Genomic DNA, 18,581 nt, shown 5'->3' with positions numbered 1-18,581 from the left:
GGAAAGGGTCGCTGGGCGCCCCGATCCTCCGGCCGAGAGGGAGGACGGACAATTCCCCTCAGGGAATGGGGACTTCTGGTTCACTCCTCCGGCACCATGTCGATCGCCCCGCACGGGCACTCGGCCGCGCACAGCCCGCACCCCTTGCAGTAGTCGAGGTCGACGGTGAACCCCTTGCCGGGACCCAGCTTGATGATCGCGTTGTCCGGGCAGACGCCGTAGCAGTTGTCGCACTCGAAACAGTTGCCGCAGGACATGCAGCGCCTGGCCTCGAACAGTGCCGTGGACTCGTCGAGGCCCTGCACCACCTCGTCGAACGTCGAGACGCGGCGGGCCAGTTCGAGACGGGGCCGGACCGAGGCGGGTGCGTCGGAGTAGTACCAGGTGTTGAGCCGTTCGAAGCCGGCCGGAGCGTGCTTGGTGCCCGCGTCGTACGAAGTGCCGCGCAGATACGCGTCGATGTGCCGGGCCGCCTTCTTCCCGTGTCCGACGGCCACCGTGACGGTGCGCTCGGCGGGCACCATGTCGCCTCCGGCGAATATGCCCTGATGGCTCGTCATCAGCCCCCCGGCGACCTGCACCATCCCGTGGTCCAGCGACAGATCGGGCACACCCTGCAACAGGGACAGGTCCGAGTCCTGGCCCAGCGCGAGGACCACACTGTCGGCCTCCAGCTCCTCGAACTCGCCCGTGGGCTGCGGGAATCCGGTCTCGTCGAGCTCCATCCGCTCGATCGTCAGACGCCCTTCGTCGACGTGCTTGATGGTGGAGAGCCACCTCATCCGCACGCCCTCCTCCAGGGCCTCCTCGACCTCGATGTCGTGCGCGGGCATACGGTCCCGGGTGCGCCGGTAGACCACCACGGCGTCGGTCGCGCCGAGCCTGCGGGCGGTGCGGGCCGCGTCCATGGCCGTGTTGCCGCCGCCGTAGACGGCGACTCTGCGGCCCAGCAGCGGCACGCCCTCGCCCTCCATGCTGCCCAGCAGCGTCACCGCGTCGAGGATGCGGGCGCTGTCGCCGGCCGGAATGTAGGCACGCTTGCCGATGCCCGCCCCGACGGCCAGGAACACGGCGTCGAAGCCGCCGTCCCGCTGCGCGGCGAGCACGTCGTCGACCTTGGTGTCGAGCTCCAGCATGATGCCCATGGCCATGATCCGGTCGATCTCGGCGTCCAGTACCTCGCGCGGCAGCCGGTAGCGCGGGATGCCGTAGCGCATCATGCCGCCGGGCCGCTCCTGCGCCTCACGGATCGTCACCGCATGGCCGAGCAGGCGGAGATGGTACGCGGCCGACAACCCGGCCGGACCGGAGCCGACCACCAGGACGCTCCTGCCGCTCGACACCGACGGAGCCTCGACGCTCCAGCCCCGCCTGATCGCCTCGTCGCCCAGGAACCGCTCGATCGAGTTGATGCCGACCGCGTTGTCCACCTGGACGCGGTTGCAGGCGGTCTCGCACGGGTGGTAGCAGACCCGGCCCATCACGGCGGGCAGCGGATTGTCCCGCATCAGCTGCCGCCACGCGGACTCGTAGTCGCCGCTCTCCGCGTGGAACAGCCACTGCTGGATGTTCTCACCGGCTGGGCACGCCTGGTTGCAGGGCGGCATCCGGTCGACGTACTGCGGACGTTCGGTGCGCCAGGCGCCGGTGTGGTTCGCCAGGCTGGAACCGACGTCCAGAGTGATCGCGAACGGTTTCTCCTTCACGACGCCGCCTCCTCGTGTGGCAGCAGCCCGAACCGGGCGATGTTGCGGTCGGCGGTGCGCTGCAGGCGGGCGATGACGTCCGTGCGCAGCTCCGGCTGGAAGAGGTGCGCGTATCGCTTCTGCGGGCGCAGATACTCCTCGACCGGCAGCCGCCGCCGGATCGGTGTCACATCGGTGACCTCGCCGTCCTTGGCCTCGAACACCGGGAAGAGCCCGGTCTGTTCGGCCAGCCGCGCAATGCGCACCGTGTCGTGCGACGGCGTGCCCCAGCCCAACGGGCACGGCACCAGCACATGCAGATAGCGGGCACCGCGCATCCCCATCGCCCGGTGCACCTTGGCCTCCAGGTCGCGGAGCCCCGCGACGGTGGCCGTGGCGACGTACGGGATCTCGTGCGCCATCGCGATCAACGGCAGGTTCTTGCCCTGCCCGAAGGGGGCGCCGGGCTCATCGCCGACCGCCTGGGTGGTGGCGGTGCGCGCGGTCGGGGGAGTGGCGCCGGAACGCTGCACGCCGGTGTTCATGTACGCCTCGTTGTCGTAACAGACGTACAGGACGTCCTCGTTGCGCTCGAACATGCCCGAAAGGCAGCCGAGCCCGATGTCGACCGTGCCGCCGTCGCCGCCCTGCCCGACCACACGGATGTCGGTGCGGCCCTTGGCGCGCAGCGCGGCGGCGACGCCCGCGGCGACCGCGGGCGCGTTGCCGAACAGCGAATGCAGCCAGGGCAGTTGCCACGACGTCTCCGGATACGGTGTCGAGAACACCTCCAGGCAGCCCGTCGCGTTCACCGCGATCACCTTGCCGCCGGCCGCCCGCTGGGCCGCGTCCAGGATGTAACGGGCGCCCAGCGCCTCGCCGCAGCCCTGGCAGGCGCGATGGCCGCAGGTCAGCGCGTTGGCGCGGCCCGCATCGGCCTGGTCGGACTGCTGCTCGGGCCCCAGCAGCCGGTTCCCGGCCGCGAAGCTGCCCACCTGGTAGAACTTCACCTGCGGCGCGGCACTCATCGGTTGCTCCCCACATCACGCAGGATGTTCTCCGCCGAAGGACCGGACCGCCTGGTCCGCGCCATCCGCGCCAACTCCCGCTCCACCAGCTCGGTGTTGAGGTCCAGGAAGGTCAACTGCCCCAGCCGCCCGGCGATCGCATCGTCGAACAGCCGGTGCAGGGACTCCTTGGTGATCGCGCGCCCGCCGAGACCGGCGACCACGGTGTGCCCGTCGAGCAGAATCCCGGACAACGCGGTGCGCACGTTCGCCGAGACGATCCCGCCGATGCCGACCGCCAACGCCCGCTCCAGCACGACCACTTGGCGCGCCCTGCCGAGCACGGTCCGCACCGCGTTGAGCGGGAAGGGCCGGAACGACGTGATCGCCAGCGCCCCGATGCGCACCCCGCACTCACGCATCTCGTCGACGACGTCGCACACCGTGCCGAACACCGAGCCCAGCGCCACGACGATCGTCTCGGCGTCCTCGCAGGCATACGAGTGGACCAGGCCGCCGCTGGCCCGCCCGAAGACCTGCCGGAACTCGTCGGCCACCCGCGGGATCGCGTCCAGCGCCTGCATCTGCTTGGCATGCGCCAGATAGCGCACCTCGGTGAAGGCGTCCGGACCGACCATCGCGCCGATCGACACGGGCTCGTCCGGGTCGAGGACCTGGCGGGGCTCGTACGGCGGCAGGAACGCGTCGACCTGCGCCTGCTCCGGCACCTCGATCCGCTCCCAGGCGTGGGTGAGCACGAAGCCGTCCATGCACACCATCACCGGCAGCGACAACTCCTCCGCCAGCCGGAACGCCTGCGGATGCAGGTCGGCGGCCTCCTGGTTGTCGCGCGCGTACAGCTGGATCCAGCCCGAGTCGCGCTGCGACATGGTGTCGCTGTGGTCGTTCCAGATGTTGATGGGTGCGCCGATGGCCCGGTTGGCGACCGTCATCACGATCGGCAGACCGAGCCCGGAGGCGTTGTAGAGCGCCTCCACCATGTACAGCAGGCCCTGGCTCGCGGTCGCCGTGTAGGTACGGGCACCCGCGGCCGAGGCCCCGATGCACATCGACATCGCGGCGAACTCCGACTCGACGTTGACGTACTCGCACGGCTTCAGCGTCCCGGACTTCACCAGACGGCTGAGCTCCTCCACGATGTGGGTCTGCGGCGAGATCGGATACGCGGCGATCACTTCCGGACGGCAGTACGCGACGGTCTCCGCGACCGCACGCGACCCCTCAGTCTGCTTGAGCATGCGCCTGTTCCTCCCGCTGGGCTTTCTGTACGTGGTCGTACGCCTCCTGGGCCGCTGCCGCGTTGGCGGTCCCGAGCTCGCCGGGGAAGCGTTCCCGGACGGCGGCCGTGAGCGAGTCGATCGTTACGCAGCCGGTGAGCGCGGCGAGCCCGCCGAGCAGTACGGCGTTCGGCACGGGCCGGCCGAAGTGGCGCACGGCGAGCGCGGTGGCCGGGACGGTGAGGGCAGGGCCGGTGAGGTCATCGAGGCCCAACTCGCCTGCGTTCCGAGGCGAGTTGATCAGCACCCATCCGCCGGGCCGCAGCCCTTCGAAGACGTTCACCTGGTGCAGCAGCGTGGCGTCCTGGACCACCAGCGCATCGGGCCGGGTGACGGGCTCGCGGACCCGGATCGGCCGGTCGTCGATCCGGCAGAACGCCACGACCGGTGCCCCCGTCCGCTCCGATCCGAAGCTGGGGAAAGCCTGCGCATGGCGGTCCTCCATGAACGCCGCCACCGACAGCAACTCAGCGGCCGTGACGGCGCCCTGGCCGCCACGGCCGTGGATACGAACCTGGAACACGGCACCTTCCCTTCCTGAGGCGTAGTTGGTGTCTTCGGACGAGTCAGTCGTGCGGGACGATCACGACCGGGCAGCGGACGTGGTGCATCACCGCGTGCGCGACCGGCCCGGTGTGCGCGCCCAGCCTGGCCGGACGGTTCCGGCGGCCGACGACCAGCAGCCCGGCGTCCTGCGCGGCATGCAACAGCTGCTGCGCCGGACGTCCGCTCTCCACCAGCGTGCGGACCTTCACCGTCGGGTACTTCTCCCGCCACGGCTGGAGCGCGGCGTCCAGCGCCGCTTCGGCGGTCCGCTGTGCGGCGGCGCTCATCGTGGCCGCAGCCGAGGGCGGGCCGTACGGAACGTGCCAGGCGTGGACCACCTGCAGCTGTGCGGAACGCAGCGCCGCGCTCTCGAAGGCGAACGCGAGCAGTTCCTCGCACGGATGCGCGACGTCCACACCGACCACGACATCGCGGTACGCAGTGTGCGGCGACGGCCGGCCCTCCGGGTCCGGCAGATGCTCGTCCTCGGCGGTCCGGCCGGCGCGGACCAGCACGACGGGCCGCGTCACGCGGGCCACCGTCGCGAGTGCCACCGAACCGGCCATGAAACCGCCGAACCCGCTGAACGCCCGGCTCCCCAGGACCAGCAGCTCGGCCTCGGCGCCCGTCTCGACGAGCGCGTCCGCCGCGGGGCGGGCGATCTGCTCGGCACTGAGATAGACCTGCGGGTGCCGTTCGTTGAGCTGGTCCATGGCCCCGCGCAGGATCCGCCGCGCCCAGTGACGCGGCGCTTCGAGCTCGGGCAAGTGCGATGTATCGGACTGCAGGCCCTCCCACGCGTGCACAAGGCACAGGGGCAATCCGCGCCGCAACGCCTCCCCGGCCGCCCAGTCTGCGGCCGCGAGGCTCTCACGTGAACCGTCCAGGCCTACGACAACGGGGCGAAGCACGGCCACCACCTCCCCGGATCGACGACCGCCCGGCTCGGCGGCCCTCTGCACCACCAGCGTCTGGGGGAAGCCACTCGCCCGGGCAGGGGCTGCGTGGCCTGCGGAACGGGCCGAACGGCCCTTTGGCGCCACGGGCGCGTGCCCGACGCTGAAGGTGTCGTGCGGCACGAGCACGTCGCGCGGCGCGAGACCAAGGGAGGACGCCATGCACGGCACTCCGCACATCGTGAGCGATGTGATGACCCGTACCGTCGTCGCCCTCGGCCGCGGAGCGACGTTCAAGGAGATCGTCAAGACCATGCAGCAGTGGAAGGTCAGCGCCATGCCCGTGGTGGAGGGCGAGGGCCGGGTCGTCGGTGTCGTCTCCGAGGCCGATCTGCTGCCCAAGGAGGAGTTCCGCGACGGCGACCCGGACCGGTACACCCAACTGCGCCGACTGGCCGACCTGGTCAAGGCCGGCGCCGTCACCGCCGAGGAACTGATGAGCGCCCCGGCCGTCACCGTCCAGGCACACGCCTCGCTCGCCCAGGCCGCCCGGATCATGGCGCTCCAGAAGGTGAAACGGCTGCCGGTGGTCGACGACGAGGACATGCTGCGCGGCATCGTCAGCAGGTCCGACCTGCTGAAGGTCTTCCTGCGCAAGGACGAGGACATCGCCAGGGAGGTCCGGCGCGACGTCGTCGCCCACCTGTTCCCCGCGGAGGCCGAATCGATCCGGGTCGAGGTACGCGAAGGCGTCGTGAAGCTCACCGGAAGGATCACCGACACCGCCCTCGTGCCCATCGCCGCACGGCTGGTGAGGGCCGTCGAGGGCGTCGTGGACGTGGACTGCGCGCTGATGGGGCCGCGCCGGCGCCCGGACCTGGACCCCGACCTGCCGGACGGCAGGACGACCGCGCCGCCTTCGGGAGTCGGCGGCGGGGCTTGAGACGGCGCGCCAACCGGCAGGCGCCGGGGAGACGTTGGGGCGCCGGGGCCGGTCGGGCCCGGTACGGGTCCGGTCGGCCCACGCGCGTCCCGCCCCCGCGCGGGACGCTGGAAGTGACGAAGAGGAAAAGGAGGAGGGACACATGACCGGCATGATCGAGCGACTGCCGGGCTGGCCGACCCTGCCCGACCTGTTCGGCTGGGTCGAGACCGGCTTCCCCGGGGCGCACGCCGTCCCCGGACTGCACGGCATCCGTATCGAAGAGCACCTGGCGGACGAGAAGTACGTGCTGCGGGCGGAGCTCCCGGGCATCGACCCCGCCAGGGATGTCGAAATCACCGTCACGGAAGGCGTTCTGACCCTGCGGGCGGAACGCAGTGAGGAGACGACACAGAAGCACCGCACGGAGTTCCGCTACGGCACCTTCGCCCGCTCCGTCCGGCTGCCCGCCGGCGCCAAGGGCGACGAGGCCACCGCCGAGTACAAGGACGGAGTCCTGACCGTCACGATCCCGGTGCCCGAGACCAAGACGGGCACGAAGACCATCCCGGTACGGCAAGGCTGAGTGCGGGCGGGCGCTCGCCCGCACCCGCAGTGCGCGGCCGGTACGCCGGCCGCGCACACGTCTGCCCAGGCACGGGGCATGGAAGGCGGGGTGGCCATGACAGGTCCGGCCGGTCAGGCAGGACGGGAAGGGCCCCATCCGCTTCTCGCGGATCCTGATTGCGCGGTGCACGGCCGCCGGCCGCTTCCCCGCGTCTGTGCCGGGTCCTTCCCGTCAGCTTCAGCACAACACGTGGACGCCGGACCCGCCAGTGCCACTCGGCCCCGAATCCCGGCACACCCCGGCCCCCAGGGCCGACCGGCCCATGCGGATCCCATGGGTTTTGGCCAAGCTGGACCTACGGGAGTGTTTCCGGCGATTCCAGGATCCTGTACATCAAGAGGGTGAGGTCGGGCATGAAAGGCTATGTGTTCCACGGCCCAGGACAGGCAGCCTGGGAAGAGGTCGCAGATCCGGGCATCGAGGAGGCCACCGACGCGATCGTGCGGGTCGACGCCGTCACCATCTGCGGCACGGACCTGCACATCCTCAAGGGCGATGTACCCGAGGTACCCCCGGGCACGGTGCTGGGGCACGAGGCGGTCGGTGAGATCGTCGAGGTCGGCAGCGACGTGCGGACCGTACGGCCCGGAGACCGGGTCCTCATCTCCTGCATCACCGCCTGCGGACGCTGCAGCTACTGCCGCGAGGCCATGTACGGCCAGTGCCGGGGCGGCGGAGGCTGGATCCTCGGCCACCTGATCAACGGCACCCAGGCCGAGTACGTCCGGGTCCCCTACGCCGACCTCTCCGTGCATCCGCTGCCGGGCGCGGTGGACAACGAGGACGCCGTGCTGCTGGCCGACATCTTCCCGACGGCCTACGAGGTGGGCGTGCTCAACGGGCACGTACGTCCCGGAGACACCGTCGCCGTGGTCGGGGCGGGGCCCATCGGCCTGGCCGCGATCGCCACGGCCCGGCTGTTCTCCCCGGAGCGCATCCTCGCCGTGGACGTCGCCGCGTCCCGCCTGGAGGCGGCCAGGAAGCTGGGTGCCGAAGCGGTGGCCGACGCGAGCGAGGCGCCCGAGCAGCTGATCGCCGACCTGACCGACGGGCTCGGCGCCGATGTGGTCATCGAGGCGGTCGGCGTGCCCGAGAGCTTCGAGCTGTGCACGCGCATGGTGCGCCCCGGCGGGCACGTGGCCAACGTCGGTGTGCACGGCAAGCCCGCCACCCTGCATCTGGAAGACCTGTGGATCAAGAACGTGACGATCACCACGGGTCTGGTCGACACCCGCTCCACCCCCACGTTGCTGCGGATGGCGGCAGCCGGACGGCTGCCGACCTCGCAGCTGGTCACGCACGTCTTCCCACTCGACCGCATGGAGGAGGCCTACGAGGTCTTCGCCCGCGCCGCCGAGACCGGCGCACTCAAGGTCGTACTCGGCGGGCCGCAGCGCGAGATCGTCCCCGTGCCTGCGCCATGACGGGAACCCCGGGCACGCGCCTGGGCCGAGCGGCCCCGGGGCGAGGGCCGAAACACCCCTGCTGAGCCCGGGTCGCCGGTGCCACGGTGGGAGTGGAGCCCGGTGCTGAGCTCCCACGCAGACCGACGAAAGGCGGAAAGGCGGTGGGGAAGATGGAGCTGCCCCTGGTCGTGGGCGTCGACGGATCGGACGGGAGCCTCGCGGCCGTCGACTGGGCCGTGGACGAAGCGGCCCGGCACGGCCTGCCGTTGCGGCTGGTGTACGCCTCGCTGTGGGAGCGCTACGAGGGCGCAGTGCCCTCCGACAGTCCCGACCGCCCGTCCGAGCAGGTCATGGCGGAGCAGACCGTCGCTCTTGCCGCGGAGCGTGCCGGGCGACGCAACCCCGAGGTGAAGGTCAGCACTGAGGTGCTCCCCGAGGAAGCGGTCTCGGCACTCCTGCGCGAAGGCAACAACGCCTCCGTACTCGTCACCGGCTCGCGCGGCCGCGGCGAACTGGCGGGCCTGCTGCTCGGCTCGGTCGGACTGGCCGTGGCGGCCCGCGCCCACGGTCCGGTGATCGTGGTCCGCGGCGACAAGGCCGGTCTGCAGGGCACCCATGAGCGGATCCTGCTCGGTGCGGGCGAACCGGCGACGGGCGGCGAGGCCGTGCGGTTCGCCTTCCGCGAGGCCGAGGCGCGCGGATGCACCCTCGACGTCGTGCGCACCTGGCGCTGCCCCGCACACGAGAGCGCCGACCACCCCCGGCCGGCTCAGGACCCCGCGCACCGCCACGAGGAACAGGCGGCCGCACTGCTCGACGCCCTGCTCGCAGAGGCGATCGCGGATCACCCGAAGGTCCGGGTACACCGTGTCACGGTCGAAGGGCCGGCCCGCAAGGTACTGCTCCACCGCTCGGCCGGCGCGGACCTCCTGATCGTCGGAGCCCAGCGCCGCAAGGGCCACGCAGGCCTCCAACTCGGCCGAGTGGCACACACGTTGCTGCACCACTCCGACTGCCCGGTGGCGATCGTGCCGCAACAGGTGTGACCATGCGCCGCCCCCTTGCCCCGGTGACGTCCCGCGACACGCTCGCTCCCGTGTTCCGGGACGTACGGGCCGTCGTGTTCGACACCGACGGAGTCATCACCGACTCGGCCCGGGTGCACGCCGCGGCCTGGAAGACGGCCTTCGACGCCCACCTGCGCGCCCACCCGCCCCGGGATCCGCGGCTGCGCCGCCCCTTCGACGTACGCGACGACTACCTGCGCCACGTGGACGGCAAGTCCCGCCTGGACGGCGCCGCGGCCTTCCTCCGCGCACGCGGCCTCGACACGCCCGAGGAGACGGTGCGTGCCGTCGCCGCGGACAAGGAGCGCCTGTTCACCGAACGGCTGCGCGCGCACGGCGTGGACGCGTACCCGGGAACGGTACGGCTGGTGCGTACCCTGCGCCGCGCCGGGATCCCCCGGGCCGCGGCCTCCGCGTCCCGCCACGCCGGTGAGCTGCTCGCCCGGGCCGGGGTGCTCGACCTGTTCGACGTGCTCGTGGACGGCGGCGAGGCGGCCCGGCTGGGGCTGCCGGGCAAACCGCGGCCCGACCTCTTCCTGGAGGCGGCGCGCCGGCTCGGCGTCCCCGCGCCACGCGCCGCGGTCGTGGAGGACGCCCTGGCGGGCGTGGAGGCGGGCCGCCGGGGCGGATTCGCCCTGGTGATCGGCGTGGACCGCACCGGCGTCCCGGACACCCGGCAGCGGCTGCTGCGGCACGGCGCCGACATCGTCGTATGCGACCTCGGAGAACTGGTCGTACGAGGAGAGCCGAAGTGACGGGCTGGACCTGGGAGTACGAGGGGTACGAACCGGCCGACGAGCGCCTGCGGGAGGCGCTGTGCACGCTGGGCAACGGCTACTTCGCCACGCGGGGGGCGCTGCCCGAGTGCGCAGGGGACGAGGTGCACTACCCGGGCACGTATGTGGCGGGCTGCTACAACCGGCTCACCTCCAATGTGGCAGGCCGCCAGGTCGAGAACGAGGACATGGTCAACGTGCCGAACTGGCTGCCGTTGCGCTTCCGCCTGACCGGCGGGCGGTGGCTCACACCCGACACCGCGACCGTGCCGGAGCACCGCCAGACCCTGCATCTGTCCTCGGGGCTGCTGGAGCGACGGACGCGCTACGACCTCGGCGAGGGACGGGTGCTTACAGTGCGTCAGCAGCGGCTGGTGCACATGGCCGATCCCCATCTCGCCGCGCTGCGCACCGAGTTCACGGCGGAAGGCTTCTCCGGCCGGCTCGACGTCGAGGCGGCCCTCGACGGCGGAATCACCAACTCCGGAGTCGAGCGCTACCGCGACCTCGACGGCCGCCACCTCGCCCATGTGCACACCGGAACCGCCGCCCCGGACACCGTGTGGCTGCGCTGCCGCACCCGGACGTCGGACATCCGCATCGCCATGGCGGCCCGCCTCGGCGCCGATGCAACCGTCACCGTCCGGCACGAAGTCCCTTGCGTGGCACAGGAGTTGAACCTGGAACTGGAGTCCGACCGTACCGTCACCGTCGACAAGACCGTCGCCCTGCACACCTCGCGCGACCCGGCGATCAGCGACCCGCTGTTCGCCGCCGTCGACCGGGTGACCCGCGCGCCCGGCTTCGACGAACTCCTCGAATCGCACCTGACGGCCTGGGACCAGCTCTGGCGCCGCGCGGACCTCGACGTCGACGGGGAGGCGGGCCGCATCCTGCGCCTCCACCTCTTCCACGTCCTGCAGACGCTCTCCCCGCACACCGCCGACCTCGACGTCGGCGTACCCGCCCGCGGACTGCACGGCGAGGCCTACCGCGGACATGTCTTCTGGGACGAGCTGTTCGTCCTGCCCTACCTCAATCTGCACTTCCCCGAGGTCTCCCGCGCCCTGCTCCGCCACCGCCACCGCCGCCTCGAACAGGCCTGCACCGCCGCGCGGGCGGCGGGCCGCCGCGGTGCCCTGTACCCCTGGCAGAGCGGCAGCGACGGTCGCGAGGAGACCCAGCAGCTGCACCTCAACCCGCGCTCGGGACGCTGGCTGCCCGACCACTCCCGGCTCCAGCACCACGTCGGCTCGGCCATCGCGTACAACGTGTGGCAGTACTGCGAGGCCAGCGGCGACGCCGAGTTCCGGCACACCAAGGGCGCCGAGATGATGCTGCAGATCGCCCGCTTCTGGGCCGACTCGGCCGTCTACGACGAGCGGCTCGGGCGCCACCGCATCAAGGGCGTGGTCGGCCCCGACGAGTACCACGACGCCTACCCCGGCGCCGCGGAGCCGGGCCTGGACGACAACGCGTACACGAACGTCACGGCCGCCTGGGTGCTCACCCGCACCCTCGAACTGCTGCGGACACTCCCGGAACCGCGGCGCCGCGAACTCGTCGAGCGCACCGGGCTGGACGGTGGCGAACTCGAACAGTGGGAGGACGTCTCCCGCACCCTCCACGTGCCCTTCCACGACGGTGTCATCAGCCAGTTCGAGGGCTACGGCGACCTCGCCGAACTCGACTGGGACGGCTACCGCCGGCGCTACGGCGACATCCGGCGCCTCGACCGGATCCTGGAGGCGGAGGGCGACACCGTCAACCGCTACCGGGCCTCCAAGCAGGCCGACGTCCTGATGCTCGGCTACCTCTTCGCACCGGCCGAACTGCAGGGCCTGTTCCGCCGGTTGGGGCTGCGGCTCGACGAGGACGGCTGGCGGCGCACCGTCGACCACTACCTGCAGCGCACCAGCCACGGCTCCACACTCAGCGGCCTGGTCCACGGCTGGGTCCTGGCGCGGGCCCGGCGCGCGGAGGCGTGGAAGTTCTGTCTGGAAGCCCTCCGGGGCGACGTCGCCGACGTCCAGGGCGGCACCACCGGCGAGGGGATCCACCTCGGCGCCATGGCCGGCACCCTCGACCTCGTCCAGCGCGGACTGACCGGCCTGGAGACGAGGGACGGGGCGCTGTGGCTCGATCCGGTGCCGCTGCCGGAGCTGTCCTCCTACGGGTTCGCGCTGCGCTACCACGAGCACTGGGGTGTACGGCTGAGGCTGGAGCGCGGGCTGCTGGAGATCGCGGTGCCGTCGTCCGACGGCACACCCATCGACGTACGGCTGCCGGACCGGGCCGTCTGTCTGCAGCCGGGGGAGACCGGCCGACTGGTGCTCGGGGACTGACGGCGGACCGGGCCGGGGCTTGGGCCGGATGGTCCCGGATCGACACCGGGCGGCCCATTCCCGCTGGTCGTACACGGGGGTGAAGGTGGCTGTGAGCAGCAGTCCGAGACCGTACAACCGCCCCGCCCGTCCGAGGGGAGGTGCGCCCCATGTCGGCGCAACCACTCGAAACGATGAACGTCATGGCCCTGGTGGCCGCCGCCACGGCCGCGCCCTCTCTGCACAACGCGCAGCCGTGGCGATTCCGCCACCACCCCGCGGACGCCACCCTCGAAGTGCGTGCCGACTTCGAGCGGGCCATGCCGCACACCGACCCCGACAACCGCGCCCTGTACCTCGGCTGCGGCGCGGCACTGTTCAACCTCCGGGTCGCCGCGGCCGACAGCGGTCTGCACACCGGCACACGGCTGCTGCCCGATCCGGCCGACCGCGAGCTGCTCGCCGTCGTACAGCTCGACGACAGCGAGCGGCCCGACCGCGAGCTGGCGACGCTGTTCCCGGGGATCGCCCGCCGGCACACCAGCCGCCACCCGTTCCAGGAAAAGCCGGTTCCGGCCGCCGTCCAGGACGCCCTGTGCGATGCCGCCCTCAGGGAGGGCGCACAGCTGGCCTTCCCCGAGGCATGGCATGTGGAGTCGCTGCTGGAGCACGTCCGCGACGTCGAGGGGCGCGACAGCCTGCACCCCGAGGGGCGCGAGGACATCGAACGGTGGACCCGCACAGGCGCGGAGAGCGCCGGCACGGCCGTGGACGGGATTCCCGAGGATGCCTTCGGGCCCCGCAAGCAGCGCGGCCGCGCTCCGGTCCGTGACTTCGCCGGCCGCCGCGCCGTGCCCGGCCGTCCGGCAGCCGTCTTCGAAACCGTCCCGCACTTGGCACTGCTGGGCACGCGCAACGACCACCCCGCCGATTGGCTGCGCGCAGGACAGGCCCTGGAGCGGGTCCTCCTGCTGGCCACGCTCGACGGCCTGGCCACGTCCCTCACCTCCCACGCACTGGAACAGGCGGACCTGCGGGAGCTGGCCCGCGACCCACGGTCGGCCATGGGCTTCGTCCACATGGTGCTGCGCCTCGGCTACGGGCCCGCGGGGACGGGGACACCTCGCCGCCCCGTGCACGACGTACTCGAGATCGACTGAGCTTCCGGGCCGTTGCCAGGGCCGGTCGGCGCGGAGGGCGGGCCCGTCGGCCCCGTGCGGCCAAGGACCGGCAGGCGAAGGCTGAGAAGCGTCAACACCGTGCACGAGGGAGGGCGGCGGCCGCGCACCGGCGACCGCCCGGAGAGGGGAGGGCCGCCATGAACGGACCGGTCGTGGTGGGAGTGGACGGTACGCCGTCCGGCCTGGCCGCCGTGGAAGCCGCGGCATGGGAGGCCGACCGGCGCGGAGTGGGCCTTGAGCTGGCGCACGCCCTGATGTGGTCCGCGGGGCACATACCGCCCGGTGTGGCGCCCTGGGATCCGGACGGCGGCGGGCTGCGGGACCGCGTGAACGAGGCGCTGACCGATGCCGAGCGGCGGGCCCGCCGTGTGGCACCCGATGTGGCGATCACCCGTGAAGTCCTCGTCGGCGAGCCTGTGACGGTCCTGCGGTCCGAGTCGCGCGCCGCCTCGCTCACTGTGGTGGGAGGCAGTTCCGCGTACGGGATGCGCGGTCGCCTGCACGGCTCGGTCGCCGGCCGGCTGACGGCCCATGCGGGCTGCCCGGTACTGGTGGTGTGCGGCAGGCAGCGCCGGACCGGTCCCGTGGTCCTGGCCCAGGACGAGTCACGAGAGGCCCGCGAAGCCGCCGAGTTCGCCTTCGCGGAGGCCTCGGAGCGCGGTGCGGACCTGGTGATCCTGCACACGACACCGGCCGCACGCGCCCTGTCCGGGCTGCGTGAGAAGTATCCGGACCTCACCGTGCGCACCCGCCCGGTCCGGGGCCGCAATCACCGCGCCCTGGCCGAGGCGAGCGCCGACGCGCAGCTCGTCGTGGTCGGTGTACGGCGGCGCAACGGCAGCGCGGCCGCGCTGTCCGGCCCGGACGGCCGGGCGATCCTGCGGCACGCACACTACCCCGTCGCCCTGGTCCCGTCCGGAAAGGCGTGATCACCGCGTGGGACGGTCGCCCGTCTCCGGGGGGTCCAGGTGAGTGGCGAGGACCGCGGCCTGCACACGGCGCTGCACGCCGAGCTTGGCCAGCAGCCGGGAGATGTGGTTCTTGACGGTCTTCTCCGACAGATAGAGCTGCTTGCCGATCTCACGGTTGGTGAGTCCTTCCCCGATCAGCGCGAGAATCTCCCGCTCGCGCGGGGACAGACCTGCCAACTCGGGTGCCACGGCGGGGGTTTCGGCGGGTTCGGTGCGCAGGGAGCGCATCAGCCGGGCCGTGGTGGCCGGGTCGAGCATGGACTGGCCGGAGGCGACGGTACGGACCGCCGAGACCAGGTCGGAGCCCTTGATCTGCTTGAGGACATAGCCGGAGGCACCGGCCATGATGGCGTCGAGGAGGGCGTCCTCGTCGTCGAACGAGGTGAGCATCAGCACCGCGAGTTCGGGCATCCGGCTGCGCAGGTCCCGGCAGACGGAGATGCCGTCGCCGTCGGGCAGGCGCACGTCCAGGACGGCGACGTGAGGGCGCACGGCAGGCGCGCGGACAAGGGCGTGTTCCACGTTCTCGGCATCGCCGACGACGGAGATGTCGGGTTCGGCATCGAGCAGGTCGGCCAGCCCGCGCCGGACGACCTCGTGGTCGTCGAGCAGGAAGACGCGGATCGGGTCCTGCGCCGTGAAGGTACGTGCCTCGCTCATGTCGACCCCTCGTTCCCCGGATGTAAGACGCACGGACTGCGGGACGTACGTCAGAACGATCATCACGCGCGGGAACCGGACGCACTAGGGCCGACCGGCCCCACTCCTCGCCACGTCCCCCGGCCGGCTCCACCGGGCGAAGGGCCGGTTGCCCCTCCCGCCGACGGCGATCTGGTGAGACCTTTTAGGTGTGTCCGTCCTCATTGCGCCCGTAAGGGGGTGTGACCGATGCGGAAGGTCAGACGCGCGAAGGTCCTGGGGTGGCGCTGGCGGAGCAATCCGCTGCGGCGGCACAGCGATGTGGTGGAGGCGTGGATCGTGCTGGCCGCCTGGACAGCCGCGACGGCCGGAGGGGTTGCCGTCGGGGTGGTCGGCGCGCAGGCCGCGGAGCACGCGGTGAACCAGGACCGGGCGGAACGCCGGCCGGTGTCCGCGGTCCTCGTGAAGACTCTGCCGGGAAGCGGGCGGGACGTCGTCACCGGTGTGCGCTACGACCGGGTGCTGGCGACGGTGCGCTGGACCGACCCGAGCGACGGGAAACGAACGGTCCGTACGGGCACGGCGGACGTGAAGAGCACGGCGAAACCGGGCAGTGAGGTGCAGGCGTGGACGGACGGGCACGGCCGGCTGGTGTCGGCGCCCGTGAGTCCGACCGAGGCGGCGACGCGCGTGGTACTGGCCGGTGCCGGGATCGGGATGGCCACGGGCCTGACGGTCCTCGGCGGCGGGCGGCTGGTGCGGCTGCGCGTGCAGCGGCGGGCCACCGAGCGCTGGGGTGCCGAATGGGAGCGGGTCGGAAAGCAGTGGGGGCACACGACAGGCTGAGCCGCCCGGCTGACACCGCCGGCCGGCCACCGGGGCGGGGACGGTGCCGCGGATCAGATCGCCGGCCGATCGTGTCCCTCATGCCCCTCGTTCCCGTCGTGTCCCTCGTGTCCGCCGTGTCCGCCGTGTCCGTCGAGCGCGAACTCCACATCCACGACCCCCTCGACCGCCCGGACGAGGCGCGCGGCCACCGGCACGAGAGAGGTGTCGCGGACCCGGCCGCCGAGCGTGACGACCCCGTCCCGGACCTCGACGCGTACCGCCGAGGCCGGTGCGGGGAAGAGGTACGCGACGACCTCCCGCCGCACCTCCTCGGCGATCTCCTCGTCGTCCCGCAGGAACACCTTGAGCAGGTCCGCCCGGCTGACGATGCCCTCCAGACGCCCGGTGTCGTCGACGACCGGCAGCCGCTTGACCCGCGCCCGGGCCATCTCCCGCGCGGCCTGCGCGAGCGTGGCGCCCGCCTTGACGGTGAGGGCGGGTGAGGTCATCAGCTCGTCGGCGGTCACCGAGCCGGCCTTCGCGAGGTCGGACAGCCGCCGCAGCTGCGTGTACCGGTCGGGGTCGCTGTCGCGGAACTCCTCCTTGGGCAGCAGATCGGCCTCGGACACGACCCCCACGACCCGCCTCCCGCCGTCCACCACAGGCACCGCACTGACCTTGCGGTCCTGCATGGTCCGCACGATGTCCTTGAAGGCGGCCTTGCGGCCGACGGCGGCGACGGTGCGGGTCATCACGTCGCTCACGATGTGCGGGGATGTGTGCACGACGCCTCCTTGATCGCTTGGGTTCACCGCCGGGTGTCGCTGCCGTACGGGGCGTACAGGTCCAGCAGGCGCACCCGGGCCGCCTGCAGCCGGTGGGCCACGACCTCGCCGACCCACCGGGCGATGGTCCGTCCGAACGCGGGATCCTCCTCGCAGATCGTCCGCACGGTCGTGGCGTCGAACTCGTACGCCCGCAGCGGCGAAGCCGCCTGGGCGCCGAGGTGCCAGGTGTACGGGGCGAACAGCCAGGACCAGCCGACGAGTTCGTTGTGCCCGAGGGACTCGATGACGGCGGCCCGGCGGCCGGGCACGCGCATGTCGAGATCGACCGTGCCGGTGCGGATGATCCAGAACCGGTCGGCGTGACCGCCCTCCTCGAAGAGCCGGGTGCCCTCGGGGAACGACACCTCCCGGGCGATCTGCATCAGCCGCTGCCGGTACTCGGCAGGCAGCGCCCGCGGCATGCTCGTGGTTGCGGGAGCGTTCATGGCGTGCCTCCACTCAGGCGTACGGAGCTACCACTGCCAGCGTGTGCGCGCGGCCGGGAACGGAACAGGGGCCACCCGGCCCCACGCCCGGGCCGACCGGCGGCCCGCTCCACCCCTGCGGCACCCTGTGCCACCCGCCTGCCCGCAGTTCGATGGTGGTGAGAGAGCAACTCGACCGAGCGGCGAGACCGGAAAGGGGGGAACACCATGGGTACGACCCTGACTCCGGAGTTCTGGCGGCAGTCCGCCGTTCTCCTGGCGATCGCCATGGCCGTCACCTTCGTACTCACCGCGGCACTCGACGCGCTGGCCCTGCGGGCGCAGCAACGCCGCGCCGCGCGGCGGCCGTCGGGCCCAGGGACGACCGGGACGACGACGCTCCGACGTCCGGAGCGGACTGTCGTGCGCACGCCCGTGAAGAGCTGACCCGACCCGGGGTTGACCCACCCCCGGAATCAGGGAGCGGAAGCGCGGAACGGGAACGTGACCGAACGGCAAATCCTCGGCGGGCCGCCGCAGGCACATAGTGAGTTGTCGTACTACCCCGTCAAGGGGTGTGCCGGGGTGTCGGCCTGCGAGACGCTCCTGACGCCCGCAGGTCTCGCGCACGACCGCAGTTTCATGGTCGTCAGCGAAGAGGGCGTCTTCCGTTCCCAGCGCCGGGACCCCGCGCCGCACACCGAGCCGCTGGAGCTGCCCGTGGACGCCTCGGGTGCCCGCCGTCAGGTGGACCTGTTCGGAACCGCGTACCAGGGCATCGACCAGGGCGACACGGCCGCCGCCTGGCTCTCCGACGTGCTCCGCGCACGCAGCCGTCCGGTGCGGGTGCCGCGGGAGCACGACCGGGTGACCGACGGCAGGACACCGGGGACCTCCGGCTACGCCGACAACTGCGCCGTCACCCTCGTAGACCAGGACTCGGGGCAGCGGGCCGGCCCGGAACCACTGCGCACCCTCGCGGGCTACCGGCGCTCCGCACAGGGCGGAGTCGCCTTCGGCACCAAGCTCTCCGTGCTCCGCACCGGCAAGATCGCCGTCGGCGACGCGGTGACCGTCACCTCGTGGGGCGAGTCCGAACTGCCCGCCCCCCACGGATCTCTGCGGGCTCGCGTCGGCGACCATTGAGAATTCCCC

Annotated in this window: 19 protein-coding genes; 11 read left to right on the top strand and 8 right to left on the bottom strand. The window is 72.1% G+C overall.

Annotated elements, in window-relative coordinates:
* Positions 1-80 precede the first annotated feature (80 nt).
* Genes P2Q00_RS05215 through P2Q00_RS05195 form a run of 5 tightly spaced genes read right to left on the bottom strand, consistent with a single transcriptional unit; the run spans position 81 to position 5,447 of the window.
* Complete coding sequence (locus tag P2Q00_RS05215; RefSeq protein WP_275770016.1) at positions 81-1,706, bottom strand: NAD(P)-binding protein; 1,626 nt, start codon at positions 1,704-1,706, stop codon at positions 81-83.
* Positions 1,703-2,713: a thiamine pyrophosphate-dependent enzyme gene (locus P2Q00_RS05210; RefSeq protein ID WP_275770014.1), complete on the bottom strand. Its 1,011-nt coding sequence runs from the start codon at positions 2,711-2,713 to the stop codon at positions 1,703-1,705. Before P2Q00_RS05210 ends, P2Q00_RS05215 begins: the two co-directional genes overlap by 4 nt.
* Positions 2,710-3,951, bottom strand: coding sequence for a pyruvate ferredoxin oxidoreductase (porA, locus tag P2Q00_RS05205; protein ID WP_275770012.1), 1,242 nt, complete (start codon positions 3,949-3,951; stop codon positions 2,710-2,712). The genes P2Q00_RS05210 and porA overlap by 4 nt, the downstream gene beginning before the upstream one ends.
* On the bottom strand, positions 3,935-4,513 hold the full coding sequence (locus P2Q00_RS05200) for a 2-oxoacid:acceptor oxidoreductase family protein (protein ID WP_275770011.1): 579 nt from the start codon (positions 4,511-4,513) through the stop codon (positions 3,935-3,937). Before P2Q00_RS05200 ends, porA begins: the two co-directional genes overlap by 17 nt.
* A 43-nt stretch (positions 4,514-4,556) precedes the next feature.
* Positions 4,557-5,447 carry a universal stress protein gene (locus tag P2Q00_RS05195; RefSeq protein WP_275770009.1) on the bottom strand — a complete coding sequence of 297 codons (891 nt, stop codon included), beginning with the start codon at positions 5,445-5,447 and terminating at the stop codon, positions 4,557-4,559.
* Between the two features lie 205 nt (positions 5,448-5,652).
* Between P2Q00_RS05195 and P2Q00_RS05190 the strand changes: the two genes are divergently transcribed.
* From P2Q00_RS05190 to P2Q00_RS05155, 8 genes are all read left to right on the top strand, one after another.
* Positions 5,653-6,375 (top strand): CBS domain-containing protein, encoded by a 723-nt coding sequence (locus P2Q00_RS05190; RefSeq protein WP_275770007.1) that lies wholly within the window; start codon positions 5,653-5,655, stop codon positions 6,373-6,375.
* 142 nt (positions 6,376-6,517) lie between these two features.
* Positions 6,518-6,940: an Hsp20/alpha crystallin family protein gene (locus P2Q00_RS05185; protein WP_275770005.1), complete on the top strand. Its 423-nt coding sequence runs from the start codon at positions 6,518-6,520 to the stop codon at positions 6,938-6,940.
* A gap of 395 nt (positions 6,941-7,335) precedes the next feature.
* Entirely contained in the window at positions 7,336-8,406 is a 1,071-nt protein-coding gene (locus P2Q00_RS05180; RefSeq protein ID WP_275770003.1) for a zinc-dependent alcohol dehydrogenase family protein, read from the top strand.
* A gap of 152 nt (positions 8,407-8,558) precedes the next feature.
* A complete protein-coding gene (locus tag P2Q00_RS05175) occupies positions 8,559-9,434 on the top strand; it encodes a universal stress protein (RefSeq protein ID WP_275770000.1) in 876 nt (291 codons plus the stop codon).
* A 2-nt stretch (positions 9,435-9,436) separates the two neighbouring features.
* Positions 9,437-10,210: an HAD family hydrolase gene (locus P2Q00_RS05170; RefSeq protein ID WP_275769998.1), complete on the top strand. Its 774-nt coding sequence runs from the start codon at positions 9,437-9,439 to the stop codon at positions 10,208-10,210.
* Positions 10,207-12,576, top strand: a complete 2,370-nt coding sequence (locus P2Q00_RS05165; protein ID WP_275769996.1) for a glycoside hydrolase family 65 protein — start codon at positions 10,207-10,209, stop codon at positions 12,574-12,576. The genes P2Q00_RS05170 and P2Q00_RS05165 overlap by 4 nt, the downstream gene beginning before the upstream one ends.
* A 149-nt stretch (positions 12,577-12,725) precedes the next feature.
* The gene (locus tag P2Q00_RS05160) at positions 12,726-13,715 is read left to right on the top strand and encodes an Acg family FMN-binding oxidoreductase (protein ID WP_275769995.1); all 990 of its coding nucleotides are present in this window, start codon (positions 12,726-12,728) and stop codon (positions 13,713-13,715) included.
* Between the two features lie 158 nt (positions 13,716-13,873).
* On the top strand, positions 13,874-14,665 hold the full coding sequence (locus tag P2Q00_RS05155; RefSeq protein ID WP_275769994.1) for a universal stress protein: 792 nt from the start codon (positions 13,874-13,876) through the stop codon (positions 14,663-14,665).
* Here the strand turns inward: P2Q00_RS05155 and P2Q00_RS05150 are convergent, their stop codons facing one another.
* Positions 14,666-15,367, bottom strand: a complete 702-nt coding sequence (locus P2Q00_RS05150) for a response regulator (RefSeq protein WP_275769993.1) — start codon at positions 15,365-15,367, stop codon at positions 14,666-14,668. It abuts the gene before it with no gap.
* Positions 15,368-15,595: 228 nt separating this feature from the next.
* Between P2Q00_RS05150 and P2Q00_RS05145 the strand changes: the two genes are divergently transcribed.
* On the top strand, positions 15,596-16,192 hold the full coding sequence (locus P2Q00_RS05145) for an Rv1733c family protein (RefSeq protein ID WP_275769992.1): 597 nt from the start codon (positions 15,596-15,598) through the stop codon (positions 16,190-16,192).
* A gap of 53 nt (positions 16,193-16,245) precedes the next feature.
* Here P2Q00_RS05145 and P2Q00_RS05140 read toward each other — a convergent pair whose 3' ends face one another.
* Entirely contained in the window at positions 16,246-16,959 is a 714-nt protein-coding gene (locus P2Q00_RS05140) for a CBS domain-containing protein (RefSeq protein WP_275769990.1), read from the bottom strand.
* A gap of 23 nt (positions 16,960-16,982) precedes the next feature.
* The gene (locus P2Q00_RS05135; protein WP_275769988.1) at positions 16,983-17,447 is read right to left on the bottom strand and encodes a cyclic nucleotide-binding domain-containing protein; all 465 of its coding nucleotides are present in this window, start codon (positions 17,445-17,447) and stop codon (positions 16,983-16,985) included.
* 207 nt (positions 17,448-17,654) lie between these two features.
* On the opposite strand from P2Q00_RS05135, the gene P2Q00_RS05130 reads away from it, so the two are divergent.
* Complete coding sequence (locus P2Q00_RS05130; RefSeq protein ID WP_275769986.1) at positions 17,655-17,873, top strand: hypothetical protein; 219 nt, start codon at positions 17,655-17,657, stop codon at positions 17,871-17,873.
* A gap of 57 nt (positions 17,874-17,930) precedes the next feature.
* Positions 17,931-18,572, top strand: a complete 642-nt coding sequence (locus P2Q00_RS05125; protein WP_275769984.1) for an MOSC N-terminal beta barrel domain-containing protein — start codon at positions 17,931-17,933, stop codon at positions 18,570-18,572.
* Positions 18,573-18,581: the final 9 nt, after the last annotated feature.

Source organism: Streptomyces coacervatus, assembly GCF_029223485.1.
GTDB classification, from domain to species: Bacteria; Actinomycetota; Actinomycetes; order Streptomycetales; family Streptomycetaceae; genus Streptomyces; species Streptomyces coacervatus.
Note: the sequence above shows the minus strand (reverse complement) of the source record. Positions and strands in the feature narration are given on the sequence as shown.

Coding starts and splice junctions, on each gene's coding strand:
- P2Q00_RS05190 (WP_275770007.1), top strand. CDS start 5,653: ATGCACGGCACTCCGCACATCGTGAGCGATGTGATGACCCGTACCGTC.
- P2Q00_RS05155 (WP_275769994.1), top strand. CDS start 13,874: ATGAACGGACCGGTCGTGGTGGGAGTGGACGGTACGCCGTCCGGCCTG.
- P2Q00_RS05170 (WP_275769998.1), top strand. CDS start 9,437: ATGCGCCGCCCCCTTGCCCCGGTGACGTCCCGCGACACGCTCGCTCCC.
- porA (WP_275770012.1), bottom strand. CDS start 3,951: ATGCTCAAGCAGACTGAGGGGTCGCGTGCGGTCGCGGAGACCGTCGCG.
- P2Q00_RS05210 (WP_275770014.1), bottom strand. CDS start 2,713: ATGAGTGCCGCGCCGCAGGTGAAGTTCTACCAGGTGGGCAGCTTCGCG.
- P2Q00_RS05130 (WP_275769986.1), top strand. CDS start 17,655: ATGGGTACGACCCTGACTCCGGAGTTCTGGCGGCAGTCCGCCGTTCTC.
- P2Q00_RS05185 (WP_275770005.1), top strand. CDS start 6,518: ATGACCGGCATGATCGAGCGACTGCCGGGCTGGCCGACCCTGCCCGAC.
- P2Q00_RS05160 (WP_275769995.1), top strand. CDS start 12,726: ATGTCGGCGCAACCACTCGAAACGATGAACGTCATGGCCCTGGTGGCC.
- P2Q00_RS05180 (WP_275770003.1), top strand. CDS start 7,336: ATGAAAGGCTATGTGTTCCACGGCCCAGGACAGGCAGCCTGGGAAGAG.
- P2Q00_RS05175 (WP_275770000.1), top strand. CDS start 8,559: ATGGAGCTGCCCCTGGTCGTGGGCGTCGACGGATCGGACGGGAGCCTC.
- P2Q00_RS05135 (WP_275769988.1), bottom strand. CDS start 17,447: ATGAACGCTCCCGCAACCACGAGCATGCCGCGGGCGCTGCCTGCCGAG.
- P2Q00_RS05150 (WP_275769993.1), bottom strand. CDS start 15,367: ATGAGCGAGGCACGTACCTTCACGGCGCAGGACCCGATCCGCGTCTTC.
- P2Q00_RS05145 (WP_275769992.1), top strand. CDS start 15,596: ATGCGGAAGGTCAGACGCGCGAAGGTCCTGGGGTGGCGCTGGCGGAGC.